Here is a 25,775-nt window from a genome sequence, read left to right on the forward strand (position 1 = left end):
CCATTCCTCATTGTGGGGATGTTAAGCAGCCTGCGCGTTCTGTTCGACGCGGTTCATGCTGCGGTAGAGATGGTCAAAACGATCGTTATCAAAGTGCTGGCTGCTGCCGTCATAGAACACATGCCCCTGACGCAGCGCCACAATGCGTTCGCAGTAGCGCAGGGCGTAATCCACCTGATGCAGCGTGACGACCACGGTGATGCCGTCGGTCTGGTTAATGTCGCGCAGGGTGTCCATCACAATGCGCGCCGACTCCGGGTCCAGCGAGGCGATCGGCTCATCGGCGAGGATCACTTTCGCCTGCTGCATCAATGCCCTGGCGATAGCGACGCGCTGCTGCTGTCCGCCGGAAAGCGTCGATACGCGCTGATGCGCGAAGTGCGCCATCCCGACGCGGGTCAGCGCCTGTAACGCGCGCTGCTTCTGCGCCTGGGTGAACCAGCTAAAACAGGTACGCCAGAACGGCGTGCTGCCGAGCGCGCCAATCAGCACGTTCTCCAGTACGGTCAGACGGTTCACGAGGTTGAACTGCTGGAAGATGTAGCCGGTGTGAGCGCGGCTTTTGCGGATGTCCCGCGCCAGTTTGCCCTCACGCTGTACCGTGCGGCCCAGCAGCTCGACATGGCAGCCCGGCGCTTTATCGCCGGTAATCAAACCGCTTAAGTGACGTAAAAGGGTGGATTTGCCGGAACCGGAAGGCCCAAGCAGAGCCACCATCTCACCGGAAGAGATGTTCAGATCAACCGCATGAAGCGCCTGATGCTGATTGAACGTTTTGGAGAGTTTCTCGACGCGAATAACCGTTTGCATGATGCGGCCTCCCTAAAAAAGTGGCCCCATCGTGGCGGATTAATGTGACGTTTTAGTTAAGGGATGGTTACTTGACGATGAAGAATTGAAGGGGCTTCGATGACAGCACGGGAGGGCGCGCCTCCCGTCGGTTTACTCTGTCGGCTGCGGCTGTTTTACCACATTGATCATCCACGGTACGCCATATTGATCGGTCACTTTCCCGAAACCGTGCGCCCAGAAGGTTTCCTGCCAGTCCATTTCGATTTGTCCCTGTGCGGCCAGGTTATCAAACCAGCGTTTCCCTTCGGCGACATCCTGCGTGTCGAGCACCAGCGTAAAGCCGGAGTAACTCGCGTTACCCGACGCGACGGCGTCGCTCATCATGATATCGCTGCCTGCAATGCGCACGTTGGCGTGGGCGATGGAGGTATCAGGGAATTGCATGCCTGACGGGCAACCGTCTTCGCTGCCCTGCTCTGGCGGGGGCATTTCACCAAAGGTGATTTTATAGAGGAGTTCCGCGCCTAATGTTTTGTGGTAGTACGCGATAGCGTCGGCACAGTGACCGGCAAAAGAGATGTAGGGACTTAACGGCATAATCGTGACCTCAGGTAAGAGAAGCCAGTTAAGTGTAGTTATCGTAGGCCCGGTAAGCGAAGCGCCACCGGGCAATAAATGCCGGATGGCGGCGTAAACGCCTTACCGGGCCTGGAAAAATCAGTTCTTTTTCACGAACTCAGATTTCAGCTTCATCGGGCCAAAGCCATCGATCTTGCAATCAATGTTGTGGTCGCCTTCAACCAGACGGATGTTCTTCACTTTGGTGCCAATTTTCAGCATGGAAGAACTGCCTTTTACTTTCAGATCTTTAACAACGGTCACGCTGTCGCCGTCTGCCAGCAGGTTGCCGTTGGCATCTTTTACGATCAGCTCGTCGCTGTCCTGCGCCGGTTCTGCGTCGTTCCATTCATGGGCGCATTCCGGGCAGATGAACATGCCGTTATCTTCGTAGGTATATTCGGAGTTGCATTGTGGGCAATGGGGTAATGACATGTCGATTTCCTCAAAAAAGTCAGCAGGGGCAAAAGCGCCCAAAAAATGGCAGATTGCCGAAAAAGGCCGCAATTATACACAAAATCCTTAACGTTGTCGGGACTACTCACAATTTAAGGATACGACAACCTGTGGCTGAAGGTTGCCGCCAGGGTAAGAAAAATGTCATGACTATTTTTTTAAGGGAAATTGCTACGTTTTACTATTTAAGATAAGGTGAGAGGAACGACCAGACGCTTTATAAATCTTTATCCCTCTTACTTTTACACAGTAAGAGAGACAGGTGTGGTTGATAAAAATATCTCTAATATTAACAATAAGTTATTTTAATAAAATTATTTCCACACGTAATTATAAAAGCCGAAAAGCAAACAAATAAAATCATCCGGCTAAATAAAAGTAATAAAGTTTGCGTTAAGGAAAGATTTTCCATGTACACACAGACAATATATGAATTAAGCCAGGAAGCGGAAAGATTGTTGCTGCTTTCTCTGGAACATCTCCGGTTATTGCAACAACTGCCTGTGGCTTCGCTGGATGGCGTCGCTCAGGAAGATGGGGAAGGGAATGAAAATACCCGGCCTCAGCATGTTAGCGGGCGTGACGTGGAGGCTCAGCACGGCACGCTCAATAATGAGCTACGTAAAATAACGCGCCTGGAGATGGTGCTGGCGATTGTCGGGACGATGAAGGCTGGGAAGTCGACGACAATTAACGCCATTGTCGGAACCGAAGTCCTGCCCAACCGTAATCGGCCGATGACGGCGTTACCGACGCTGATTCGCCATACGCCAGGGCAGAAAGAGCCGGTGCTGCATTTTTCTCACGTCGCGCCGATTGATACGCTCATGCAAACGCTGCAACAGCGTATGCAGGCGTGCGATCGCCAGCATCTGACCCAGGTGCTGGAAATCGATAAAGACATGAATGCGCTGCTCCAGCGAATTGAAAAGGGCGTGGCTTTTGAGCGTCATTACCTGGGCGCGCAGCCCATCTTCCACTGTCTGAAAAGCCTGAACGATCTGGTGCGCTTGTCAAAAGCGCTGGGGGTCGATTTTCCTTTTGCGGCGTATGCCGCGATTGAACATATTCCGGTGATTGAGGTGGAGTTTGTGCATCTGGCGGGGCTGGAGAACTATCCGGGGCAACTGACGCTACTGGATACGCCCGGCCCTAATGAAGCCGGGCAACCGCACCTGCAAAAGATGCTTAATGAACAGCTGGCGCGCGCTTCTGCCGTACTGGCGGTGATGGATTACACCCAACTGAAATCCATTTCGGATGAAGAGGTGCGCCAGGCCATTGCGGCGGTGGGGAAATCCGTGCCGCTGTACGCACTGGTGAATAAGTTCGATCAGAAAGACCGCAACAGCGACGATGAAGAACAGGTTCGCGCGCTGATTTCCGGCACGCTGATGAATGGCAGCATTACGCCCGGGCAAATTTTTCCAGTATCTTCCATGTGGGGATATCTGGCGAACCGCGCGCGTCACGAACTGCGGGTGCACGGGCGGCTGCCGGATCATCAGGAGCAGCGCTGGGTGCAGGATTTTGCCGAGGCCGCGCTCGGCAGGCGCTGGCGGAGCGCCGATCTTGATGATATCGAACATATTCGTCATGCCGCCGATCTGCTGTGGGAAGATTCGCTATTTGAACAGCCCGTACAGCGACTGATTCACGCCGCTTACGCCAACGCCTCACTGTATGCGCTCCGGTCGGCGTCGCATAAATTATTGAATTACGCACAGCGCGCGCGTGAATATCTGGATTTTCGCTATCACGGGCTGACGGTGGCGCATGACGCGTTGCAGGTCAATATTTCCCGCGTCGAAGAAGATATGCGACAGCTTCAGGTGAGCCAGGATCGCGTGAGCGATGAGGTCGGCCATGAAGTTGAACGGATGATGGAGGCGGCAAACACGTTCCTGAGCCAGCAGCAGGCCGATATTTTGCACCGCATCGCGCCGCTTTTTCGCGAAGAGAGCGTAGTGGCGTGGCTGCCGCGCGATCCCCTTTCCCCTGAGCAGGAGGCGGTGGTCGAGGGCGAAACGCTGGTGCTGCATAACGAAAGGCAGGCGCAGGTTGTTTTAAGCAAAATGCGTGCGTCATGCGAAGCGGTATTACTGGCGGCGCAGGAGAATATTAGCCGCGATCTGGCGCTGCGCTTCGAACAGCTCGAATCGACGCTAAGCCGGGTGTTAAATGACGCGATGCGGCCAATTGAGGCGCGGGTAAAAGACGATCTGAGCCAGGCGGGGTTCCGGGCGCGAATCAGCTTCCCGACGTTTCATGCCAGTATGTTTAACTTCAATACTCAACCGTTGTTTAGCGAGGCGGTCGCTCAGGAGAACCCGCCGGAAGGCGCCTCGCCTCGCGCGGGCGGCGTGCGCGACACCTTTGCGCGCTGGCTGAATCAACCGAACTGGGGATGGAATGATTATGTGGAAGCCAGGACACGCTATGTCATTGATATAACGGCATTGCATAACACTCTGATCCAGCATGTCAGCCATTTCTTCCAACAAATTCATAAAGCTTTAGATGCCCAGGTCGATGTTTCTGTTACGGCAGGTATGGCGACCTTTTTTGCCGATTTTTCGTTGTGTCTGTCGGGATTGCAGGAGAGCTTGCGCGAGAGTCTGGTGACGCGCCAGCAACATGAATCGGTTGTGAACAGACTGAGCCAACAGTTACAGCACAGTATCTCCGCCACCCGGTGGATTCATGAAGATTCCCGCCTGTTACGTGATGATATCCAGACCCTTTTTGCAGCCGAGCACTCATGACGAACGTGTTACTGGAAGGCCCGGGACGGATGCTGGAATGCATTCACCCGAAGTTTATGGTCGATCTGGTTCAGGGAGAAGAGCCGAAGCGACCTGGCGGCAACCTGCAACAGCAGCAGCGTTTTCGCGAACGCCTGACGCAAGAAATTCTGAGCCAGACGCAGCTTCGCGCCTGGGTCATGGCGGGCGTATTCAATGAGCATCTGATGATGCGTCTTAAGCTGGTGGAAAAACTGGCGGGGATGCTCGATCCCGGCCATCTGGCGCTGACGCGCATTTCCCGGCAATTGACCCTTCTGCAACAGACGGAAAGCCCCAGAGGGCAAGCTATTCCTGGCATCACGCAGCAGTTAGCGGCGCTGAGCGACGGGTTTGCCCGGCGCAGCGAACATAAAGAGAAGGCGCTGACCCGGCGTGGATTGACGGTGCAGGCGGGCGAACACAGCGAGCAGATTTTTACCCGCTGGCGCGCCGGAGCCTATGACGGCTGGTCATTGCCGGGGCGCTGTTTTGTCGCGCTGGAGGAGCTGCGCTGGGGGCCGTTTGGCGATGCCTGTCGGTTGGGCAATATGGAAGTGGTCGCGATGCTGAAAGATAATTTGCGCGCGATGGCTACCGATTATCTGGCGCACAGTATTCACGCCGCGCCCACCACGCGTCATTATTACCATCAGTGGCTTCATTCGCCCGCCGTGGCCGGCGCGGGGGAGCACAATGACATGTTGAGCTGGATTGGCGACTGGTGCGATCCCGATAAACATCCGGTGTGCTGGTCAGTGACCCAGCGCTGGCAGACGGTGGCGTTGGGGATGCCAAGGCTGTGTTCGGCACAGCGCCTGGTGGATGCGATGATTGAGGAGATTTTTGCGCCGTCCCCTCTCGTGGGCTGAGAGGGGACGTATGACGTTTAGTGATGGAGGGATTCCGTTGGGTTTGCCTCCGCGTTGCCCGGCGCCGGGACGTTGCCGAAACGTTTTGCATACAGGGCGGTGATAATCGGAACCAGAATCGCCGTCACAATCACGCTGGCGGCAACCAGCGCCGTGGCGGACGCGGCGACGGGTTCAAACGCCGGGTTAATCTGCGCGATGATCACCGGGTTCGCTACCGCAGCGCCTGCCGCAGAGGAGGCCGCGACGCCCGCAGTGCCGTTACCGCCGCCAATGACGCGGTCTGCGATAATCAACGGGATACCGGTAATAATGATAACCGCGACACCCAGCAGGATACCCAGCAGGCCGGTATCGACAATCACGCTCAGGTTAATGGTGTTACCCAGCGCAAAGCCGAAGAACGGGATCAGCACCGGCGTAGCTTTGCTGAAGAACGCGCGCAGGTCGTGGTCCAGGTTACCTAATGTGAAGCCAATCAGGAACGGCAGCACGGCGCCGACAAAGTGATGCGGTTCGAAGGAGGCGAGGCCTGCGGAACCCAGAATCACCATCGTCATCAGCGGGCCAGATTCCAGAGACATCAGGACGAACGCGCCGGACTCTTCTTTGGTGCCGTACTGGTTCATCAGGCTGGCGTACAGGCCGCCGTTGGTCATGTCCATTGCGGAGACGATCGCCAGTACGGACAAACCGGCGAAGAAACCGGTTTGAATACCGGTATCCGGGATAAACGAGGCGGTAATCATCGCGACCACCCACGCCACGGCTATTTTAGTAATAACCAGCGTACCCGATTTACGTAATACCGTCCCGGTAGCGCGCAAATCAATCGAGGCGCCAATACAGAAGAACCAGACGGCCAGAATCGGCACGGTGCCGCTGATCATGCCTTTTGTAAATGAACCAAAATAGGCGCCGGTATCCGGGGCCAGGGTATTTAAAATTGCGCCGAGCAGCAGAGGGATCAACATCATCCCGCCAGGGATGCGTTCAATCGTGGCTTTAATTTTCATAAAAGTCCTCACATCTTGTCGCGCGGAACTAACGGACAAGTCGATAAATATTATTTAATTTCAATTTGTTATTTCACAAAGAGAACGGCGGGAAACCCTCTTTCTCCCTGCGTGATACATAATCGAATGTGGCATACGTCTGTTTGTCACAATCCTCAGGGATGTTGCGTCGGGTGTTATCTTGCATTCAGTGGAATATTGATTCAATCAAAATAAAACACTGTTTTAGTTATCTTCATCACATATTTTGCGTAAAGGCCAGGGAACGCGATGATTATTAAAAATGCTGTAAATTGTTTGTGAAGAGTTATGGCGGATTTTTTGCTAGCAGCATAATAGTGACGGACGTGATATTTCGAAAAGAATAACGAAATCGCCTCTCATTTATTGTCAATAATGCGCTTTGCTGACAATGTAAAAATACAGATAAAAATGCCCTTATTTACGCTCGCTGACGAAACGGCAATATATGTGTGAAGTTGATCACAAATTTAAACACTGGTAGGGTAAAGAGGTCATTAACCGCCCAATCAGGCGTCAACAGGTTCGGTTGTACAGACCTTGACCAGTCAGTGTAAGTAAACCTGCTACGCTTGTTCTACGAGGAATTGTGCCCGCACGATTCCAACGCTCGACGGTGACGTTAGCGCTTTGTGCGCCAATGAATGCAGTATGTAGCGAGACAGGGCTTAGTCTACGAGGACAGCTATGCTGAAAAGGAAAAAAGTAAAACCGATTACGCTTCGCGATGTGACCATTATTGATGATGGTAAACTGCGTAAAGCGATTACCGCAGCCTCGCTGGGTAATGCGATGGAGTGGTTTGATTTTGGTGTTTATGGGTTTGTCGCCTACGCGTTAGGTAAAGTGTTTTTCCCGGGGGCTGACCCCAGCGTGCAGATGATTGCCGCACTTGCCACCTTCTCCGTTCCCTTCCTGATTCGACCGCTTGGCGGCTTATTCTTCGGTATGCTCGGCGATAAATATGGTCGCCAGAAGATTCTTGCCATCACGATTGTGATTATGTCGATCAGTACGTTCTGTATCGGGTTGATTCCCTCTTATGCCTCTATCGGCATCTGGGCGCCGATACTGTTGCTGCTGTGTAAGATGGCGCAGGGCTTCTCGGTCGGCGGCGAATATACCGGCGCGTCGATCTTTGTCGCCGAATACTCGCCGGACCGTAAACGCGGCTTTATGGGAAGCTGGCTGGACTTCGGCTCCATTGCGGGCTTCGTGCTGGGCGCGGGCGTGGTGGTGCTGATCTCCACCGTTGTCGGCGAGGAGAACTTCCTCGACTGGGGCTGGCGTATTCCGTTCTTCATCGCACTGCCGCTAGGGATCATTGGTCTTTATCTGCGTCATGCGCTGGAAGAGACCCCGGCCTTCCAGCAGCATGTGGATAAGCTGGAGCAGGGCGATCGCGAAGGTTTGCAGGAAGGGCCAAAAGTCTCCTTTAAAGAGATTGCAACCAAACACTGGCGCAGCCTGCTGGCGTGTATCGGCCTGGTGATTGCCACCAACGTGACCTACTACATGCTGCTCACCTATATGCCGAGCTACCTGTCGCATAACCTGCACTACTCGGAAGACCACGGCGTGCTGATTATTATCGCCATCATGATCGGGATGCTGTTTGTGCAGCCGGTGATGGGGCTGCTCAGTGACCGTTTCGGTCGCCGTCCGTTTGTGATTATGGGCAGTATCGCGCTGTTTGCGCTGGCTATTCCGGCCTTTATTCTGATCAACAGTAATATTATCGGCCTGATTTTTGCCGGTCTGCTGATGCTGGCGGTGATCCTGAACTGCTTTACCGGGGTGATGGCTTCTTCTCTGCCAGCGATGTTCCCGACGCACATCCGTTACAGCGCGCTGGCGGCGGCGTTTAATATCTCGGTGCTGATTGCAGGTCTGACGCCGACCCTGGCCGCCTGGCTGGTGGAAAGCTCGCAGAACCTGATGATGCCAGCCTATTACCTGATGGCGATTGCGGTCGTCGGTTTTATTACCGGTATTACCATGAAAGAGACCGCCAACCGTCCGCTGAAAGGGGCGACGCCAGCGGCCTCGGATATCCAGGAAGCGAAAGAAATCCTTGGCGAGCACTACGATAATATCGAGCAGAAAATCGAAGATATCGATCAGGAGATTGAGGAGTTGCAGGCTAAACGTTCGCGGTTAGTGCAGCAGCATCCGCGTATTGACGAGTAAGCTTTAGCGCACCGCCTGATGGCGCTGCGCTTATCAGGCCTACAGACTGCGCAACACCTTTGCCTGATGGCGCTACGCTTATCAGGCCTACAGACTGCGTTTATCAGGTCGACAAATCTTAATGTTCGCTTAATCTTCGTCAGGCATACTCTCCTCCAGACCATCGGAGGAGAGTGTGATGAAAACGCGAATGTATGAAAGTCTGACAACCCTGTTCAGTATGCTGATTGTCAGCAGTTTCCTGTATGTCTGGGTTACGACTTACTGATCTCTTTTCAACAGCACCCACGCGCGGGTTCCCGTCGTTCCCACACGGTTTTGCAAAAAGAATTGCCCGTGGTGCAGCTGCGTGATGCGGGAGACGATGCTCAATCCCAGCCCGATACCGCCATAGCGGCTGTCCATGCGGACAAACGCTTCACTTAACTCCCCGCATTTACTTTCATCAATTCCCGGCCCTTCGTCTTCGACGGCCATCATCGCGTCGCTTTCCGCATTATTGAGGATAATGGTGATGGTTGACCCTTTCGGACTGTAGCGGTGCGCATTTTCCACAAGATTACGCAACAGCATACGCAGTAGCGTGGCATCGCCGCGCACGGTGGCGTCTGCTGTGCTTTCCGGCAGTTGCAGCGTCTGCTGGCGTGTTTCCAGCATGGTGTTCAGTTCATCGTAAGAGGGCAGGATCACGTCATCCAGCAGCTTTACCGACTGGTAATTACCGGATGAGAACGACTGCCCCACGCGTGCTAATTGCAGCAGCTGCGAAACGCTGTCCATCATTTGATCAAGACGCGCAATCAACGGCGTGACGTTAACGTTGTGCGCTTTCGCCAGCAGTTCCAGATGCAGACGCACGCCCGCCAGCGGCGTGCGTAGCTCGTGGGCGACGTCGGCGGTGAACAGGCGTTCATTCTCCAGCGTCGTCGTCAGGCGAGTGACCAGTTGGTTAAGCGCCGAGACGACGGCTTCAATTTCAATCGTCGAGCTGTGAATGTCGATAGGCGTCAGGTTATCGGCCGTGCGGGCTTCCAGCTCTTTTTGCAGGTCGGCAAGCGGGCGGGTGATGCGCCGGACGGCCTGATAGCAGATCAGCAGCGTCAGGCTGACCATAAACACGGCGGGAACGATCAGGCTGGCGACCGCTTCGCGAACCTCATGCCTGATGTGCCGATCGTTATTCCTGTCCTCCAGCAGCGCCTGCTCGAAAAGCTCAATCTGCTCGGTGCTCTCGTGCCATAGCCAGAAGGTGCTGATCAGTTGCAGCACCAGCAGGATAGAGCCAATGGTCAGCATCAGACGCTGACGAAGGGTCATCGGTCTGTGCAGAAAACGCGTAAGGTTCACTTAGTTTTCCTCAACGGCAACCAGCATATAACCAAACCCGCGCACCGTGCGGATACGTGATTTCCCCACTTTGTCGCGCAGGTTGTGAATATGCACTTCCAGGGTATTGGTTGACGGTTCGTTGTCCCAGTTATAGATGTCGTTATACAAGATTTCACGGTGTACCGGGCTGCCTGCTTTGAGCATCAGCCGCGACAGCAGCGCATACTCTTTGGGCGTTAAGATAAGCTCTTGCCCGGCCAGCCACACCTGACGACGCCCCAGATTCAGCATCAGATTGCCGACGGTCAATTCGCTTTCACCCTGATTGTGATGACGACGCAGCAGCGCGCGAATACGCGCATGTAACTCCTCCAGCGCAAACGGCTTCACCAGATAATCATCCGCCCCGACATCCAGCCCGGTGATGCGGTCGTTGAGCGTGTCGCGGGCGGTGAGGATCAATACCGGAAGGGTGTATTTTTTCTGTCTTATTCGCGTCAGAAAATGCAGACCGTCCTCATCAGGCAACCCAAGATCCAGCACGACCAGGCTGTAATGCCCTGTTTCCAGACAGTGTTCCGCCGCCCGGGCGGTAGAAACGCCGTCGCAGGCGTAACCCTCCGTTTGTGCAGCAAGTATCAGTCCCTGTAATAACAGCGTATCGTCTTCAACAATCAGAATTTTCATTCAGTTAGCCTCCTGCAAGGTTGCAGAATATCGTCTGCGGCCTGGTAGTTCCTGGTCTGTACGCCCGTTAATCCGAGCATGGTTGAGAAAAGGTTGTCCTGCGAGAAATCCTCCTGGGCTGCCCGCTTTTGCAAACATGTCAGGTCTGTCCGGTAACGTTTCTGATAATCCTCCGAGAGCCAGAGGAGCATCGGGATATGCTTTTGCGCATCCGGCGCAATGGCGTATGGCAGCCCATGCAAATAGACGCCATTTTCTCCTAAAGATTCACCGTGGTCGGAAAGATAGACCAGGCTGGTGGTGAATTTATCCTGATGCGCTTTTAATATATTGATTGCCTTATCAACAATATAGTCCACGTACAGTACGGTATTATCGTAAGTATTCACTAACTGTTGCTGCGAACAGGTCTGAATTTCATTGGTGTCGCAGGTCGGGGTAAATTGCGCAAACTGCGGCGGATAACGGTGATAATAGGTCGGGCCGTGGCTGCCGATGGTGTGCAGCACAATGACGCCGTCGCCCTGGAGTTTATCGATGTATTCCTCCAGCCCGTGAAAGAGCACTTCGTCGTAACATTCGCCGTTAATGCACTGACCCGGCAATTTCAGCGCGGTCATATCCTGATGCGGCACGCGATCGCAGGCGCCTTTACAGCCGCCGTCGTTATCGTTCCACAGCACGCTAACTCCAGCTCGCTGAATGATGTCCAGCAACCCTTCCTGATGGTGCGCCAGCCCTTCGTTGTAGTGTTTACGCGGCATACCGGAAAACATACAGGGAACCGAGATCGCCGTTGCGGTGCCGCAGGAGGTAGTGTGCGGGAAGTAGACCACATTATCCTGCGCCAGACGCGGGTTGGTTTGCCGTGAATAGCCAGACAGCGAGAAGTTATCCCCACGCGAGGTTTCGCCGACGATCAGGATGGTCAGATTATGCCGTTTTTCTTTCAGCATCGCGGGATTGCGATGCGCATCTTCGCCAATGCGTACCAAAGGCAGGTTGGCGAGTTGCTCATGTGAATACCACGACCAACTGGCGACCAGGCTGTTCGACGGGCTGAGAGACTTGATCAGCTCTTTGTTATTGCGAAAAAGCGAGGCGTAATCTTTGTAGAAGCAGGCGGCGACCAGCACGATCAGCAGAAGCGAAGCCAGCACGTTGAGGGCGCGATACGCGCCGCTGCGTAATGTCAGAGAGGTCGGTTTGATTTTGATGCTACAGGCGATTACCGCCGCCAGAAGGCCGCTTAATCCCAGCGTAAGCGCCATTTGTGGCGTGAGCAGCGCGAACGTTTCTGCCGGTGTGGTATCCATCATGTTGGCGATCATGGAGCGGTCCATGACGATGCCGTAGGTCATGATGAAGTATTGCGCAGCGGCGCCCGTCAGAATAAAGAGGCAGGCCAGCGGGCGGTTAAGCCACAGGAACGACGCCAGCGTCAGTACGATATTGATGACGCTAAACGCGACAAGCGGCATGGATAAAAACACCAGCACGTTGTGCATTGAATCCAGCGGCAGGGCTTGCATCACCTGCTTGTAGAAAGCGATGTTCAGACAGACGGCGATGTAGAATGAAAGGAGTAACAGCCAGGTAATGTGTCCGAGGATCGGTCTTTTTAAAACGCGCTTCAGCATTATGGTATGTCCATCAACTAAGTGCGCCGATCCTCGCAAAGCAACATTAAGCCAACCTTAATTTTTTAAGGTTGTGGGGCGACCTGCGATCGTCGCCACAGGACTGATAAACGTAGCGCCATCAGGGGGTAAACGGCGTATCCGCCATGCTGTAAATAAAGGGAAAAACGGCCCGATGAGATAACCGGGCCGGGCAGGTTATTTCGCGCAGTTCGCGCACTGTTTGCTGACAATCTGCTGGAAGAAATCGTTGCCTTTGTCATCCACCAGGATAAACGCCGGGAAGTCTTCCACTTCGATTTTCCAGATCGCTTCCATACCCAGTTCCGGGTACTCCACGCACTCCAGATGCTTGATACTCTGCTGCGCCAGCACCGCAGCCGGGCCGCCAATGCTGCCCAGATAGAAGCCGCCGTATTTGTGGCAGGCGTCGGTGACCTGCTGGCTACGGTTGCCTTTCGCCAGCATGATCATGCTGCCGCCGTGAGATTGCAGCAGGTCAACGTAGGAGTCCATGCGTCCTGCGGTGGTTGGCCCCAGAGAGCCGGACGGGTAGCCTGCTGGCGTTTTCGCCGGGCCTGCGTAGTAGATGGGGTGATCTTTAATGTACTGCGGCAGACCTTCGCCGGATTCGATGCGCTCTTTCAGCTTCGCATGGGCGATATCGCGACCGACGATGATGGTGCCGCTCAGCGACAGGCGGGTTGATACCGGGTACTGTGAAAGCTGGGCGAGGATCTCTTTCATCGGCCGGTTGAGGTCAACTTTCACCACTTCGCCTTCACCGGCCTGACGCAGGGATTCCGGGATGTACTGCGCGGGATTGTGCTCCAGTTTTTCGATCCAGATCCCTTCACGGTTGATTTTGGCTTTGATGTTGCGGTCAGCCGAGCAGGAGACGCCCATGCCGACCGGGCAGGACGCGCCGTGACGCGGCAGGCGGATTACCCGGATATCGTGCGCGAAGTATTTACCGCCAAACTGTGCGCCAAGGCCGAGCTTCTGCGCCTCTTCCAGCAGTTCCTGTTCCAGTTGAATATCGCGGAAGGCCTGGCCGTGTTCGTTACCTTCAGTCGGCAGACCGTCGTAATAATGCGCACTGGCCAGCTTCACGGTTTTCAGCGTGCTTTCCGCCGATGTCCCGCCAATCACAAACGCGATGTGGTATGGCGGGCAGGCTGCGGTGCCCAGGGTACGCATTTTCTCAACGAGGAAGTTTTTCAGCTTGCCGGGCGTCAGCAGCGCTTTGGTTTCCTGATACAGATAGGTTTTGTTCGCCGAGCCGCCGCCTTTTGCCACGCAGAGGAACTTGTATTCGTCGCCATCAACCGTGTAGAGGTCGATTTGCGCGGGCAGGTTGGTGCCGGTGTTGACCTCTTTGTACATATCCAGCGCGGCGTTTTGCGAATAGCGCAGGTTGTCTTCGATATAGGTGTTGAACACGCCTTTGGAGAGCGCGGCTTCATCGCCGCCGCCCGTCCAGACGCGCTGGCCCTTTTTACCGACGATAATCGCCGTGCCGGTATCCTGGCAGGTCGGCAGAACGCCTTTAGCGGCAATTTCGGAGTTGCGTAAAAATTGCAGCGCGACGTACTTATCGTTTTCGCTGGCTTCGGGGTCATGGAGAATGGAGGCGACTTGTTGCTGGTGCTCCGGGCGGAGCATAAAGGAGGCATCGTGGAAGGCTTGCTGGGCCAGGAGCGTCAGGGCCTGTGGCTCAACCTTCAGTATCGACTCTCCTTCAAATTCGCCAACGCTAACGTGATCGGAGGTCAGGAGATAATACTCCGTTTTGTCTTCCCCCATCGGGAAAGGCGCCTGATATATAAATTCTTTATTCGACATATGCTTCCAGCCTTTTTAATTATCCTGAATTATTTGAATTGTATAGATGGCGTGCCGCGCGATAACGGGCGGCACGCAAGGTGCTGTTACAGGAACCCGTACATGGCGGCGAAGATCCAGCCAAATACACAGGAGACGCTTACGCCAATCAAACCGGGCAGAATAAAGCTGTGGTTAATGACGAAGCGACCAATGTGGGTGGTGCCGGAACGGTCGAACTGAATCGCGGCCAGATCGCTCGGGTAGGTCGGCAGAATGTAGTAGCCATAGCACGCTGGTGCTGACGCCACGATGTAAGCCGGGTCTACGCCGATAGCCAGTGCTAACGGAACGATCGCCGCCAGCGCCGCCGCCTGGGAGTTTACAAACTTGGAGACCAACAGCAGAACAATCGCATAGGCCCACGGATACTCTTTCACCATTTCGCCCAGCACGCTTTCGATTTCAGTCATGTGCGCGCCGAACATGGTTTCCGCCATCCAGGCAATACCGTACACCGCCACAATCGCGATCATACCTGAACGGAAGACTTCATTTTTTGAGATAGAAGCAGGATTGGTTTTTGTCAGGATAATAATCAGCGCGCCGGTCAGCAGCATGAACATCTGAATGACCAGCACCATCGACAGCGGTTTGCCGCCGAAGACCGGACGCAGTTCAGAGAAAGCGCCTAACAGAGCGACAACGGCGATGGCCGACAGGAAGATCCACATGGCCAGCCAGTTGCTTTTCGGCAGTTTTTTATCCAGCAGCGTGGCGGTGTCGCCATACACGTAGTGGTAGTTTTCCGGGACGGAGATGAACTTCTGGAACTCTTCGTCTTTATCCAGATCTTTACCACGGAACCAACTGAAAATACCGATAGCCAGGATACCCAGCAGGGTCGATGGAATGGTGATGGAGAGCAGGTCAAGGAATTCCAGATGCTTACCGTTAAAGGTGAAGTTACCCAGCATCGCGACCAGCGAAACGACCGCCACAGAAACCGGGCTGGCGATGATCCCCATCTGCGCGCCGATAGAACTGGCTGCCATAGGACGTTCCGGGCGAATATTGTTCTTAATCGCAACGTCGTAGATGATGGGCAGAATGGTGTACACCACATGGCCCGTACCGCACAGGATGGTCAGCGTGCAGGTTACAAACGGGGCGACGATGGAGACGTATTTGGGGTTGCGACGCAGCAGCTTCTCGGCAATCTGCAACATCACATCCAGGCCACCGGAGGCCTGTAGCGTGGCGGAGGCGGCGACCACGGCGATGATCACCAGCATCACGTCGACGGGCGGTTTACCCGGCTGGAGGTGGAAAACAAAGACCAGAATGACCAGACCGATACCGCCTAATAAACCCAGCGCGATACCGCCTTTTCTGGCGCCATAAAACAAACACACTAATATTATGATAAGTTGTATACTAAATAACATTTATCTACCCTCGCGATAAACCTGTTTAATTTTTGATAAATAGATCACAGTCATGTTCTGTTTTTTGTGAATTGTCCTCAGAGCCTGACGAATATTCGCTTTGTCTGTATTGATGATTAATCTCTAAACATGAAATAAGAATTTTTCAGTAAATCATGAGTCATTCTTGGCTTCTGTTTATGGCGTATTCAGAGAACGAAGCTCCCTGGCGATGGGCTGGTTGACAAAGAAGAGCAGGGCAGGTTGTGTGTTTTGTATTCTATGTCACTGAATTTCAGGAACATATCGTCTGCTCACAAAAATAGCGTTATTTTAATTTTTTTTATGTGTCCGGTGAATCCCAGACTACTCCTTTATAGTTAAAAATACACACTCTACGAGTCACATAATACTTAATTAACTTTTGTTACCGTTTTTGAAATTAAAAACAATGTGACGCTTCTGAATAATAAGCTGATGAATTAAAACATATTTGTGTTCATATTTGATCTGGCACAAATTCTCTATTTTTGAGGGTGTAACTTGTGCCTTTGTTATTTTTCATTATTGTAATAATTGTTACCTTTATATAACGCATAATGCGAAGCGGCTTCTTTTCTACTGGCAATATTGCTTAAGTAAAGAATAATGTTCGGCCTGAATACGATAACGGTAAACCGGTCTGCCGGTCACGCCATAATGGATGCTGGTAAACAGAATATGGCAATTGACCAGCCAGATAAGATATTTACGGCAGGAAACGCGGGAAATATTGACCTCATTCGCCAGCTCGTCAGTTGAAAATTCCTGGTCCTGGTGCGCATCGATCCACTGACACAGGGTGCGCAGCGTTTGCGGCGTCAGCCCTTTAGGCAGGCGTCGGGTATCCGGCTCATTGGATGCACTGCCGTGAATCAGCCGATCCAGCTCTGATTGTTCATAATACTGGTGCTTCTCCATCGCCGTTTTCTTTTGCAGCCAGCCGGTCAGCGCCTCTTCAAAGCGGGAAGCCTGAAACGGTTTGATCAAATAATCGACCACGCCGTAATGGAGCGAATCTTTGATGGTGGTGGCGTCGGCGGCGGAGGAGATAACGATGACGTCACATTTGCATCCGGCGCTGTGCAGGACGGGCAGCAGGTCCAGCCCGTTCTCCTTCTGCATGTAAATATCCAGTAAAATCAGATCAATATGGTTTTCGCCGTCGAAGATAAACGCTTTTGCTTTCTCCAGCGTAGACGCGGTGCCGCAGCAGTGAAAGCCAGCGATCTGCGCAACATAGCGGCGGTTTAACTCTGCTACCATCGCATCGTCATCGACAATTAAAACATTGATCATATGCTGGTCCTCTCCCCGTCCCAGGGTATTTGAACAAAAAATTGTGTGAAGATCCCGGGTTCCGATTCGACGGTAATATTGCCGCCGATACTCTCAACTTGCTGTTTTACTATCGCCAGACCGACGCCACGCTCCGTTCCTTTTGACGAGACGCCCTTGTCAAAAATTTGCTCTATGCGTTCGGGGTCAATTCCCGGCCCGTCATCGTTGACTTCACAATGCAGCCAGCCATGCCGATAATGCAAGGATACGCTGATTTCACCGCCGGGTTGTTGACCTAGCGCCTCCAGCGCGTTTTCAATTAAATTGCCCAGAATGGTAATCAATACGGTGATTTGATCTTCATTACGGCTGTCCGGTAATCGACTTTCATTGCTAATCACCAGGCTGTGCCCTAAATCGGAGGTGCGATTAATCTTACTGAGCAAAAAGCCTGCGATAACGGGCGACTTTATTTTCCCCAACAGTGAGCCGATCTCTTCCTGATAGTTATTAGCCGTCTTAATAATATAATCTTCAAGCTGCTTATAACTCTTCAGATGCAATAATCCCAGAATGACATGTAATTTGTTCATAAATTCGTGGGATCGTTCACGGAGTGCATCCGCGTAGTTGACCATTCCGTCCAGACGCTGCATGAGCTGGCGGACTTCTGTTTTGTCCCTGAATGTGGAGATCGCGCCGATGATTTTTCCATTGCTGCGCACCGGAACGGTGTTGATAAGCAGCAGACGATCTTTAACGGTAATCTCTTCATCCCGGCGCGGCGTACCGTCGCGGAGCACGTCGTTCAGATTCACTACCTGCGACCAGGCGTGGCTAAGCGAGGATAAGTGCGCGTCATCCTGCGATTTGCGGTAATCGAGAAGTTCCTGCGCCGCCTGGTTGATTAACGTCACCTCGCCGCCGTCGTCAACGGCGACCACCCCCTCTTTGATGGATTGCAGCATCGCCTGGCGCTGCTCAAACAGCGTGGAAATTTCATACGGCTCCAGGCCGAACAGGATGCGTTTGAGCACCTTCACCAGCACGTAAGTGCCCAGCAGCCCCACCAACGCGCCGAACAGAATCGACCAGATGATGCTCCAGCGGCTGTTGTTGATCTGCTCCGTTACTCTGCTGAGTTCAAGGCCAATCGCCACGACGCCGATCTGCTGATGATTGTCGTCATAAATGGGCGTGAAAACCCGCAGCGCTTTAGCAAGAAAACCGCGATTGATGGCGACGTTTTCATGCCCCTGTAGCGCCAGCAGGATGTCGTCGCCTTTAAACGGCTGGCCGATTCGCTGCGCTTCCGGGTGCGAATAGCGAATGCTCTTCATATCGGTAATCACGATAAATAACATATCGTTGCGTTTGCGAACCGCCTCGGCGATCGCCTGAATGCCGCTCTCTGTCGGCTTTTGCTTCATACGCTGGCGAATTTCCGGGGAGTCCGCCAGCGTACGGGCGACCGCCAGCGCTTTGTCTGCCAGCGCGTCGCGCGTCATGTGGCTGATCTGTGAGAAATAAATCAGATGGACGACGAGCAGCACGGAGAACAACACGGCGCTGACCATCAATATCACGGTCGTGCCGAGTTTCATCTGGCGTTTTCGTCCAGCGCGGCGTTGCAGAGAATGTTTCATCGCGATCCTGAGATTACACATTGTGTGGGTATTATCCCTGATGGGACGGGTAATTCAAAGGAGGTAGGGAAAGACAGGGACATAAGCACGCTATCGCCCGGTAAACAGGTTAACACCCCGCCGCAATATAATCACCGTTCGCACTGATGGGGATCACCGTCAGAAACAGAATGAGGGCAAACAGTACCAGCGCCAGCCCGCCGATGATGCGGATAACCGGCCCCAGCCAGCGCAAGGGGGCATGGTTCCCGGCAAACAGCGCCTGGGTCTGGTTGCGTGCGTAACGTACCGCCAGCGACAGCCCCATAATCGACAGCGCCGTGCCGAAGGACATGGTCATGACGGCGGCAATCCCCCAACTGACAATACCGAGCGCGTTGGAGAACAGTAAAATCATGATTGCCCCGCTACAGGGGCGGGCGCCTGTCGCCAGAATCACGCCGAGGCGTGTTTTCCAGTTGCCGTCGGTGAGTTCTGCGCCCACGCCGTGATGCCCGCAGCCACAGTGTTTGTCGTGGCTGTGCGGCTGGGAGAAACGCGAGAAAATGGGCTTTGGACGCAGGGTTTTTAACGCCTGGTAGATGATAAATAGCCCGAACGCGCCAATCAGGACGGCGCTGATTTTCTCGACGTACCAGCGGCTGGTGCTGAGATCGCCGGCGGCCAGGTTGAAGCCGACCGCCAGAATAAACACGAACAGTATGGCGCTGACGCCCTGCATCAGGCTGCCAATAAAGGGCACGACCCGCGCGGCAAGCAGGCTCTCTTTCGTCGTGCTCAGCCAGGTGGTGACGATAAATTTCCCATGCCCCGGCCCAATCGCATGCAGTACGCCATAGAAGAACGCGCCGGTCAGCAGCCATAGCCCGCCGGTGTACTGGTGGTTATTGAGTTGCAGCAAATACATGACCAGATAGCGGTGCAGGGTGATCTGGGCGGCGAGACACCACTGGATAAACGCTTCCCAATGGCTGTGCACGGTGAAACCTGCCCACAGCAGCGTCAACATCAGGAGTCCTGCCAGCGGTAAACGCAGAGAGGGAAGCTGTTTTGGTGCGATCATGATTCCGCCTGGTAATGAGTTTTGCGGAAAGTATAGCCTGAGGAAAGCGATTCTCCGCAGAATTGTCAGCCGGATAAGGCGAAGCCGTTATCCGGCATTTCCCGGTTAAGGCGCGAGGAAGATCTGCGGCCCGCCGCTTGTCGGGTGTGTTCCGATGTGGACTTCCGCGCCGTACCAGCGGGTTAGCGTATCGGCTTGCAGAACCTCGGCGGGTGCGCCTTCGGCAACGATGTTGCCGCCATGCAGCAACACGATTCGATCCGCCCACAGGGCCGCCAGGTTGAGATCGTGCAGCACGATGCAAACATGCAGATGGCCCTTACGGGTCAGCGTTTTCAGCAACCGCAGTAAATGCTGCTGATGGAACAGATCCAGCGCGGAGGTGGGCTCATCAAGAAAAAGCCAGCCGCGTGGGGAGCCGTCGCACCATAGCTGCGCCAGCGCGCGCGCCAGCTGTACGCGCTGCTGTTCGCCGCCGGACAAGGAAGCGTAGCGTCTTCCCGCCAGCGGCAAACATTCCGTAAGCTGCATCACCTGATGGATCACCGCCGCTTCGGGCTGCTGTGTCCAGGGCATTCGCCCCATGCCGATTACGGCCTCAACGGGCCAGTCAAACCCCATTCGCGTTTGCTGAAGCATGACCGCGCGGTAGCGGGACAGCGTCTGCGCAGGCCATTGCTCAAGCGGTTTGCCAGCCAGCAGGCAACGTCCGTCTGCCGGAGTGAGATAACCGGTGAGCAGCCTTAACAGCGTCGATTTCCCGGCACCGTTGGGGCCAATTAATGCCAGCAGTTCTCCCTGGGTCAGGGAGAGCGATATATCGCGAATAATTGTTCTGCCCGCAGCGGCGTAGCTGACGCTGTCAGCGAGAAAACGTTCAGCCATACTGACCTCCCCGGCGGAAAATAAGCCACAGGAACCACGGCGCGCCCAGAATACTGGTCAGCAGCCCGACGGGCATTTCAGCCGGGGCAACCAGCGTTCGGGCGATGGTATCGGCAATCAGCAGCAGAAAGGCGCCCGCCAGCACGGAGCCGGGGATTACCGCACGATGGTCCGCCCCTAACCACATCCGTATCAGATGCGGCACGACCAGACCGATAAAACCGATCACGCCGCTGACGGCGACAGCCGCCGCCACCAGCAACGCGCTACAGATCAGCAGGATTCGCTGAACAACCCGGACATCGACGCCCAGGTAATGCGCCTCTTCCTCTCCCAGTTGCAGCAGGTTAAGCGCGCCAGCAAGACGCCAGATGAGAAATACCGTTGGGATCATCAAAGAGGCGACCGCCAGCAGCGTTGACCACTGCGCCTGGCCAAGGCTGCCCATTCCCCATAGCGAGAGCTGGCGTAGCTGGGTGTCATTGCTGATCCACGACAACACGCCCACCGCCGCGCCACATAGCGCATTAATGGCGATGCCGACCAGCAGCAGCCGGGAGAGCGAACTGTCCCGCTGTCGGCTGAGCAGGAAAATAACGACCGTTGCGATGAGCGCGCCAATGAATGCCGCCAGCATCGGCGCATACAGCATAATAAGGGGAGGCAGCGTGAGCGGAAGGACGACCCACAGCGCAACGGCTAACGCCGCGCCGCTGCTGATGCCGAGCAGTCCCGGATCGGCGAGGGGGTTGCGAAAGAGCCCCTGCATCACGCACCCGGCCAGCGCCAGCGAGCCGCCAATTACCAGCGCGAGCAGAACCCGGGGCAGACGAATGTTGAACCAGATCTGGCGTAACGCGTCGTCGCCGTCATGCCAGAGCAGGCTGAGCGGCAGGCGTAATGCGCCAAAACCGCTTGCCACTACCGTCACCACTGCCAGCATCAGCGCCAGTGTATACAGAGAAAGCGTGATCCGCCGTGGCATCAGGGCAATGACTCCGCTTTCGCGCGTAGCTGCTGAATCGCCTGAGGCGTACGCACGCTAAAACCGAGCAGCGCCATATCATCGACCGCGAACACCTGCTTATTGCGCCCGGCAGGGGTCTGCGCCAGTCCCGGTAACTTCCAGAGATTCTCTTCGCCGCCCATCGCCGTTAATCCCTCCTGGGGAATCACCACCAGATCGGGCTGGCTGGCGATCACGCCTTCCTGTGAGAGCGGCTGATAGCGGGAGATGCCCTGCATCGCATTTTGTAGCCCTGCCGCGCGAATGGCGGCATCCGCTCCCGTTTGCTGTCCGGCGGCCATCGCGCTCATTCCGCCGTGGTTAAGAATAAACAGCACCCGCTTATTGAGCGGCGTGGTCGGCAGCGCGGAAATCTCTTTATTCAGCGTCTGGCGCAGCGCCTCGCCTTCAGCCACCCGGTCGGTGGCGTTGGCGATGACCTGCACTTTCTCGTCGATGACGCGCAGGTCGTTGCGGCTCGGTACGGTAATGACCCGAACATGACTTTGCTCGACCTGTTTGAGTACCAGCGAGGGCTGAGCCTGGCTGCTTGCCAGCACAAGATCGGGACGCGTGGCGAGGATACCTTCGGCATTTAGCTGGCGCAGATACCCCACATCCGGTAGGGCAGTGGCCTCCGGCGGCCACTGGCTGGTGCTGTCGCGGGCGACCAGCGAAGACTGTGCGCCGAGCGCGTACACGATCTCGGTGACATCTCCGCCGAGCGCGACGATCTTATCCTGTTTCGCGGCAAGAACCGTCAGCGGCAGGGCGGCAATCAGGGCAAGCAGTTTTTTCATGCCGCCAGTCCTTTTGGCATCAGCGCCTCAATCTGTTTGCGCCACTGTGTCTGTTCTGGTTCGCCTTCCGTACGCTGACCGTAAAGCTGAGCGATTTGCGTGCCGTCATGCGCAAAGAGTTCCAGGCTGGTGACGTGGCCGTCTGCGGTAGGTTTGCGGGTTATCCAGGTCTCGGCAATCGTCTCTTCCAGCAGGTGCAGCGTAAACGTCGGGTTGAAAATATTCAGCCAGCCTTTCATCGGCACGACTTTTTCGACCACGCCGGTGAAAATTTGCACGCAACCTCTGTTGCCGACGAACACCATGATTTCATTGCCGTCTTTAAGGGCGGCATCGAGGAGCTGCGCCAGCGCGCTGTTCGGCACCTTGCAGGCCAGATCGTCAGCGACCCGTTCAAAAGCCTGCTGGCGGGTCAGGTTGTGGCGCTTGAGCAGCGTGAAGAACTGGTGAACGTCGGTCATCGCGCGCCACTCTCTGTCGACGGTCACGGCATCGGCAGCCGTTTCGTTAACAGGGGTTTCAGCCGCTTTCAGCGCCAGCGGCGCATTCTCGGTCACGATAAAATGTTGCAGAAGCTCGTTCCAGGCGGCGGTGTCGGTGTTGTCCGTGGCATACACCTTCAGGAGCGCATCGCCCTGATGATCAAAGAACTGAATGCTCTGGCGCTCGCCGCGGGCGGTCGCTTCCTTAATGTGGAACACGCTGGCCCATTGATTTAAAAATAAGCGCAGATCGAGCGCGCGTGGGTTCAGCACCAGCCCGGCGTGACCGCTCAGGTGTTGATTGGTGAATGCACCGACCTGCTCGTGTACCGCGTACTCGTTGCGGCAGATGCATTTTGTTTCGCCAACGGATTCCAGCGCCGCGAAAATTTCACGCGTGTCGCCGCGCAGCCGCCATGCGTCATGACCGACGCGGGCAAACGTCAGCTCCGCCTCGCTGATCCCCAGTAAACCAGCGATGTCACGCGCGTACTTACCAGGATGTTGTTCTTTTAGCTCAAGCCAGCGTGTGTAGTGGTTCATTGTCTCTTCCTTCCAGTGTTTGCCCCGGCGAACCGGGGCGGGTGATTACCATTGATAGCTCACGAAAATCTTGCCGTTGCGCCCGTCCTGCGGGATGCCCTGCGGCGACCAGTACTCTTTATCGAAGGCGTTACCCAACACCAGCGTGGTGGTCATGCCTTTCAGCGCCTGCTGTCCCTGGTAGCTAACGTAAAAGTCGTTGACGGCATAACCCGGCTGTTTGCTGTATTCGCTGCTGATATGCGTTGAGCGATCGGCAAACGTTCCTACCCAGCCAACGGAGAAGCCGCTCTGCGCGACGGGAATATTCAGCTTGCTGGTGACGGTATCCGGGTTAATGCTGGAGATATACTCTCCGGTATCCTTGTCTTTCCCACGGGTGCGGTTGTAGGCCACGTCGAGGCTGAACAGATCAGCGGTATATTTCGTCATCACATCCCAGCCCCAGATTTTGGCGTTCGGGACGTTGTAAGACATGGTGGTCGCGGCGGCGAAATCGACGGTCGTGGAGATGTAATCTTTTGCTTTGGTATCAAAGTAGCTGGCTTTGAACTCCAGCGCATCGTTGGACAGCATCAGATTGTCGAAACGCAGACCAAAACCGTACTCCTGCGTTTCGTTGGTTTCCGGGCGCAAGTTAGGGTTTGGCACCCAATAGTTAGTGTAGAAGCTGCCAATGGAGAAGTGTTTTGCGTCGTTATACATTTCACCCATTGTCGGCGCGCGGAATGCCTGGGCGTAAGAGCCAAACAGCATCAGCCAGTCTGTCGGGCTGACGGTTAACCCGGCGCGGGATGACCATTTATCGGCATCAACATCGTCATAGCCGTCGCTGCTGCCGCGGTAGTTGTCGTAACGCGTGCCGCCCAGCAGGGTGACGGGCAGGTCGCGAAGGGTGATTTCATCCTGCAACCAGCCGGAGCTGAAGTCGATTTTTGCTTCCGGGAAGCCGGTTGTCACGCCGCCGGGTTTTTGCTCCTGACGGTAATACTCTCCGCCATACGTCAGCAGGTGAGAGGCGAAAGCGTCGCTGAAGAGACGCGTGCGGTTTTCAACTTTTCCGCCTTTGGTGGTTTGTTTGCGAAATTCGCCCGTGTTATCGACGTTCTGGGCGTTGATGCGCGCTTCAGACCAGTACACTTTGGCATCGGCATTCAGCCAGTCGTTGCCCTGCGGCGCGATCCTGTAAGAGAGCTGCATGTCGCGCTGGATGGTCGAGCGATCCACAAGGGGGTTGCTGGTGGAGGCATCAATCGTTTGCGGGTTCTTCGGCTCTTGCGCGTCGTTGTTGTAGTAACGTAATGACCCACTCAGCGCCTGCGCATCGTTAATATACCAGGTGCCTTTTGCCAGCATGTTATTGATCGATTCATCATTTGGCGCCGTGGAGCCGTCGCCCTGGCGCAGGTCGCCACGATCGCGGCTGGACCACGCCACCAGTCCATCAAGGTTATCGGTTCGGCCAAAGGCGCTGGCGCCCATTCCCAGACTGTGATCGCCGGTGCCGCCAGTGCCAAAGACGCGGAAACCGCTGTTCTGGCCTTCCTGAAGCAGATCTTTCGCATCGGCGGTTTCATAAGAGATCACGCCGCCCAGCGCGCCGCTGCCGTACAGCAGTGCGGAAGGGCCGCGAACGATCTCAATACGTTTGATCAACGCCGGATCGAGGAAGGTGCTGTTGAGGTGCCCGGTATCGGTTCCCTGACGAACGCCGTCCACCAGAATCAGTACGCCGCGACGGTCATAGCCACGCATACTGATATCCTGGCCGTTGGTTCGCCCGCTTCCGCTCAGGGTGATCCCTGGAACAGGACGCAGCAGATCGGCTGCCGAGCTGGCGGTCTGGTTTTCGGGATCGGACGTATCGATAACGCTCACCATCATGGGGGCTTCAAAGGTGCTGCGCGCATTACCGGTCGCAGTGACGGTGATATCGTCTGTGGTCGCGTAAGCCGCTCCTGGCAGGGTGCTAACGATTGCCAGCGCCAGCAGAGATGGGCGCAAAGAGGCAGATTGCAGGCGTAACATAACAACTCTCCATAAGGAAATTGAAAAGTGCTGGCTGCCTGGGGGGAGACCTGGGTGGCTGGCGAAATTGGTTATTTATTTAGTCAGGATCAGTTTCCCGGATTGCGTCTGGCGGAGCAGATAATGTTCACCCTTATGCTCAATCAGTACCCAGCCTTCTTCGCCGAGCAATACTTTGCTGTCTATCTGGCGTTTGGTGCCTGAAGGAGAAAGCGGAGCGTTGTTTTTTATTATTGCAGCCATAGTGTTATGCATAGCGGGCGCATCCGTTATGAAAATGATAATAAACATGATAACAAGAATGATTATCATCAAGATCAATTTTTGCATCAAGCGTTTTTTCGTAA

At 54.9% G+C, this 25,775-nt stretch carries 22 protein-coding genes; 4 read left to right on the top strand and 18 right to left on the bottom strand.

What is annotated here, in order from left to right; all coding sequences use genetic code 11:
* Positions 1–21 precede the first annotated feature (21 nt).
* From phnC to OGX75_RS18705, 3 genes are all read right to left on the bottom strand, one after another.
* On the bottom strand, positions 22–810 hold the full coding sequence (gene phnC / locus OGX75_RS18695; protein ID WP_012134537.1) for a phosphonate ABC transporter ATP-binding protein: 789 nt from the start codon (positions 808–810) through the stop codon (positions 22–24).
* A gap of 132 nt (positions 811–942) precedes the next feature.
* On the bottom strand, positions 943–1,389 hold the full coding sequence (yjdN, locus tag OGX75_RS18700; RefSeq protein WP_047459584.1) for a VOC family metalloprotein YjdN: 447 nt from the start codon (positions 1,387–1,389) through the stop codon (positions 943–945).
* Between the two features lie 120 nt (positions 1,390–1,509).
* A complete protein-coding gene (locus OGX75_RS18705) occupies positions 1,510–1,845 on the bottom strand; it encodes a zinc ribbon domain-containing protein YjdM (protein ID WP_003031835.1) in 336 nt (111 codons plus the stop codon).
* A gap of 431 nt (positions 1,846–2,276) precedes the next feature.
* On the opposite strand from OGX75_RS18705, the gene crfC reads away from it, so the two are divergent.
* Both crfC and OGX75_RS18715 read left to right on the top strand, forming a co-directional pair.
* Positions 2,277–4,631 carry a clamp-binding protein CrfC gene (gene crfC, locus OGX75_RS18710; protein WP_199971723.1) on the top strand — a complete coding sequence of 785 codons (2,355 nt, stop codon included), beginning with the start codon at positions 2,277–2,279 and terminating at the stop codon, positions 4,629–4,631.
* Positions 4,628–5,521 carry a diguanylate cyclase regulator RdcB family protein gene (locus OGX75_RS18715; RefSeq protein ID WP_012134530.1) on the top strand — a complete coding sequence of 298 codons (894 nt, stop codon included), beginning with the start codon at positions 4,628–4,630 and terminating at the stop codon, positions 5,519–5,521. Before crfC ends, OGX75_RS18715 begins: the two co-directional genes overlap by 4 nt.
* 17 nt (positions 5,522–5,538) lie before the next feature.
* Here the strand turns inward: OGX75_RS18715 and kdgT are convergent, their stop codons facing one another.
* Complete coding sequence (gene kdgT / locus OGX75_RS18720) at positions 5,539–6,537, bottom strand: 2-keto-3-deoxygluconate transporter (RefSeq protein ID WP_286451466.1); 999 nt, start codon at positions 6,535–6,537, stop codon at positions 5,539–5,541.
* A 708-nt stretch (positions 6,538–7,245) separates the two neighbouring features.
* Between kdgT and proP the strand changes: the two genes are divergently transcribed.
* Both proP and pmrR read left to right on the top strand, forming a co-directional pair.
* Positions 7,246–8,748, top strand: coding sequence for a glycine betaine/L-proline transporter ProP (gene proP / locus OGX75_RS18725; protein ID WP_047459579.1), 1,503 nt, complete (start codon positions 7,246–7,248; stop codon positions 8,746–8,748).
* 178 nt (positions 8,749–8,926) lie between these two features.
* Positions 8,927–9,016 carry an LpxT activity modulator PmrR gene (gene pmrR, locus OGX75_RS18730; RefSeq protein WP_052194426.1) on the top strand — a complete coding sequence of 30 codons (90 nt, stop codon included), beginning with the start codon at positions 8,927–8,929 and terminating at the stop codon, positions 9,014–9,016.
* Here the strand turns inward: pmrR and pmrB are convergent.
* The 14 genes from pmrB to hemP all read right to left on the bottom strand — a co-directional run bounded on the left by pmrB (position 9,010) and on the right by hemP (position 25,740).
* Positions 9,010–10,095 carry a two-component system sensor histidine kinase PmrB gene (gene pmrB / locus OGX75_RS18735; protein ID WP_024130816.1) on the bottom strand — a complete coding sequence of 362 codons (1,086 nt, stop codon included), beginning with the start codon at positions 10,093–10,095 and terminating at the stop codon, positions 9,010–9,012. The genes pmrR and pmrB overlap by 7 nt on opposite strands.
* Positions 10,096–10,764, bottom strand: a complete 669-nt coding sequence (pmrA, locus tag OGX75_RS18740) for a two-component system response regulator PmrA (protein WP_012134524.1) — start codon at positions 10,762–10,764, stop codon at positions 10,096–10,098.
* Complete coding sequence (gene eptA, locus OGX75_RS18745) at positions 10,761–12,404, bottom strand: phosphoethanolamine transferase EptA (RefSeq protein WP_286451467.1); 1,644 nt, start codon at positions 12,402–12,404, stop codon at positions 10,761–10,763. The genes pmrA and eptA overlap by 4 nt, the downstream gene beginning before the upstream one ends.
* 198 nt (positions 12,405–12,602) lie before the next feature.
* Positions 12,603–14,249 carry a class I fumarate hydratase FumA gene (gene fumA / locus OGX75_RS18750; protein ID WP_012134521.1) on the bottom strand — a complete coding sequence of 549 codons (1,647 nt, stop codon included), beginning with the start codon at positions 14,247–14,249 and terminating at the stop codon, positions 12,603–12,605.
* Positions 14,250–14,335: 86 nt separating this feature from the next.
* Positions 14,336–15,676: an anaerobic C4-dicarboxylate transporter DcuB gene (gene dcuB, locus OGX75_RS18755; protein WP_012134520.1), complete on the bottom strand. Its 1,341-nt coding sequence runs from the start codon at positions 15,674–15,676 to the stop codon at positions 14,336–14,338.
* A gap of 597 nt (positions 15,677–16,273) precedes the next feature.
* Positions 16,274–16,993 (bottom strand): two-component system response regulator DcuR, encoded by a 720-nt coding sequence (gene dcuR, locus OGX75_RS18760; RefSeq protein ID WP_012134518.1) that lies wholly within the window; start codon positions 16,991–16,993, stop codon positions 16,274–16,276.
* The gene (locus tag OGX75_RS18765; protein ID WP_024130815.1) at positions 16,990–18,621 is read right to left on the bottom strand and encodes a sensor histidine kinase; all 1,632 of its coding nucleotides are present in this window, start codon (positions 18,619–18,621) and stop codon (positions 16,990–16,992) included. The genes dcuR and OGX75_RS18765 overlap by 4 nt, the downstream gene beginning before the upstream one ends.
* Positions 18,622–18,730: 109 nt before the next feature.
* Entirely contained in the window at positions 18,731–19,684 is a 954-nt protein-coding gene (locus tag OGX75_RS18770) for a nickel/cobalt transporter (RefSeq protein ID WP_199976373.1), read from the bottom strand.
* Between the two features lie 105 nt (positions 19,685–19,789).
* Positions 19,790–20,569, bottom strand: a complete 780-nt coding sequence (locus tag OGX75_RS18775) for a heme ABC transporter ATP-binding protein (protein ID WP_110494782.1) — start codon at positions 20,567–20,569, stop codon at positions 19,790–19,792.
* Positions 20,562–21,554: a FecCD family ABC transporter permease gene (locus tag OGX75_RS18780; RefSeq protein WP_047459566.1), complete on the bottom strand. Its 993-nt coding sequence runs from the start codon at positions 21,552–21,554 to the stop codon at positions 20,562–20,564. Before OGX75_RS18780 ends, OGX75_RS18775 begins: the two co-directional genes overlap by 8 nt.
* Positions 21,554–22,375: a heme/hemin ABC transporter substrate-binding protein gene (locus OGX75_RS18785; RefSeq protein ID WP_153258699.1), complete on the bottom strand. Its 822-nt coding sequence runs from the start codon at positions 22,373–22,375 to the stop codon at positions 21,554–21,556. The genes OGX75_RS18780 and OGX75_RS18785 overlap by 1 nt, the downstream gene beginning before the upstream one ends.
* Entirely contained in the window at positions 22,372–23,400 is a 1,029-nt protein-coding gene (chuS, locus tag OGX75_RS18790; protein ID WP_115626255.1) for a hematinate-forming heme oxygenase ChuS, read from the bottom strand. The genes OGX75_RS18785 and chuS overlap by 4 nt, the downstream gene beginning before the upstream one ends.
* Before the next feature lie 45 nt (positions 23,401–23,445).
* Positions 23,446–25,428 (bottom strand): TonB-dependent hemoglobin/transferrin/lactoferrin family receptor, encoded by a 1,983-nt coding sequence (locus OGX75_RS18795; RefSeq protein ID WP_012134511.1) that lies wholly within the window; start codon positions 25,426–25,428, stop codon positions 23,446–23,448.
* Between the two features lie 75 nt (positions 25,429–25,503).
* A complete protein-coding gene (hemP, locus tag OGX75_RS18800; RefSeq protein WP_077956852.1) occupies positions 25,504–25,740 on the bottom strand; it encodes a hemin uptake protein HemP in 237 nt (78 codons plus the stop codon).
* Positions 25,741–25,775 lie beyond the last annotated feature (35 nt).

It is taken from the genome of Citrobacter sp. CK199 (genome assembly GCF_030333285.1).
In the GTDB taxonomy this organism is placed as follows: Bacteria; Pseudomonadota; Gammaproteobacteria; order Enterobacterales; family Enterobacteriaceae; genus Citrobacter_B; species Citrobacter_B koseri.

Bases quoted from the DNA above. Each gene is read 5' to 3' on its own strand.
- phnC (WP_012134537.1), bottom strand. From the start codon at position 810: ATGCAAACGGTTATTCGCGTCGAGAAACTCTCCAAAACGTTCAATCAG.
- yjdN (WP_047459584.1), bottom strand. From the start codon at position 1,389: ATGCCGTTAAGTCCCTACATCTCTTTTGCCGGTCACTGTGCCGACGCT.
- OGX75_RS18705 (WP_003031835.1), bottom strand. From the start codon at position 1,845: ATGTCATTACCCCATTGCCCACAATGCAACTCCGAATATACCTACGAA.
- crfC (WP_199971723.1), top strand. From the start codon at position 2,277: ATGTACACACAGACAATATATGAATTAAGCCAGGAAGCGGAAAGATTG.
- OGX75_RS18715 (WP_012134530.1), top strand. From the start codon at position 4,628: ATGACGAACGTGTTACTGGAAGGCCCGGGACGGATGCTGGAATGCATT.
- kdgT (WP_286451466.1), bottom strand. From the start codon at position 6,537: ATGAAAATTAAAGCCACGATTGAACGCATCCCTGGCGGGATGATGTTG.
- proP (WP_047459579.1), top strand. From the start codon at position 7,246: ATGCTGAAAAGGAAAAAAGTAAAACCGATTACGCTTCGCGATGTGACC.
- pmrR (WP_052194426.1), top strand. From the start codon at position 8,927: ATGAAAACGCGAATGTATGAAAGTCTGACAACCCTGTTCAGTATGCTG.
- pmrA (WP_012134524.1), bottom strand. From the start codon at position 10,764: ATGAAAATTCTGATTGTTGAAGACGATACGCTGTTATTACAGGGACTG.
- eptA (WP_286451467.1), bottom strand. From the start codon at position 12,404: ATGCTGAAGCGCGTTTTAAAAAGACCGATCCTCGGACACATTACCTGG.
- fumA (WP_012134521.1), bottom strand. From the start codon at position 14,249: ATGTCGAATAAAGAATTTATATATCAGGCGCCTTTCCCGATGGGGGAA.
- dcuB (WP_012134520.1), bottom strand. From the start codon at position 15,676: ATGTTATTTAGTATACAACTTATCATAATATTAGTGTGTTTGTTTTAT.
- dcuR (WP_012134518.1), bottom strand. From the start codon at position 16,993: ATGATCAATGTTTTAATTGTCGATGACGATGCGATGGTAGCAGAGTTA.
- OGX75_RS18765 (WP_024130815.1), bottom strand. From the start codon at position 18,621: ATGAAACATTCTCTGCAACGCCGCGCTGGACGAAAACGCCAGATGAAA.
- OGX75_RS18770 (WP_199976373.1), bottom strand. From the start codon at position 19,684: ATGATCGCACCAAAACAGCTTCCCTCTCTGCGTTTACCGCTGGCAGGA.
- OGX75_RS18775 (WP_110494782.1), bottom strand. From the start codon at position 20,569: ATGGCTGAACGTTTTCTCGCTGACAGCGTCAGCTACGCCGCTGCGGGC.
- OGX75_RS18780 (WP_047459566.1), bottom strand. From the start codon at position 21,554: ATGCCACGGCGGATCACGCTTTCTCTGTATACACTGGCGCTGATGCTG.
- OGX75_RS18785 (WP_153258699.1), bottom strand. From the start codon at position 22,375: ATGAAAAAACTGCTTGCCCTGATTGCCGCCCTGCCGCTGACGGTTCTT.
- chuS (WP_115626255.1), bottom strand. From the start codon at position 23,400: ATGAACCACTACACACGCTGGCTTGAGCTAAAAGAACAACATCCTGGT.
- OGX75_RS18795 (WP_012134511.1), bottom strand. From the start codon at position 25,428: ATGTTACGCCTGCAATCTGCCTCTTTGCGCCCATCTCTGCTGGCGCTG.
- hemP (WP_077956852.1), bottom strand. From the start codon at position 25,740: ATGATAATCATTCTTGTTATCATGTTTATTATCATTTTCATAACGGAT.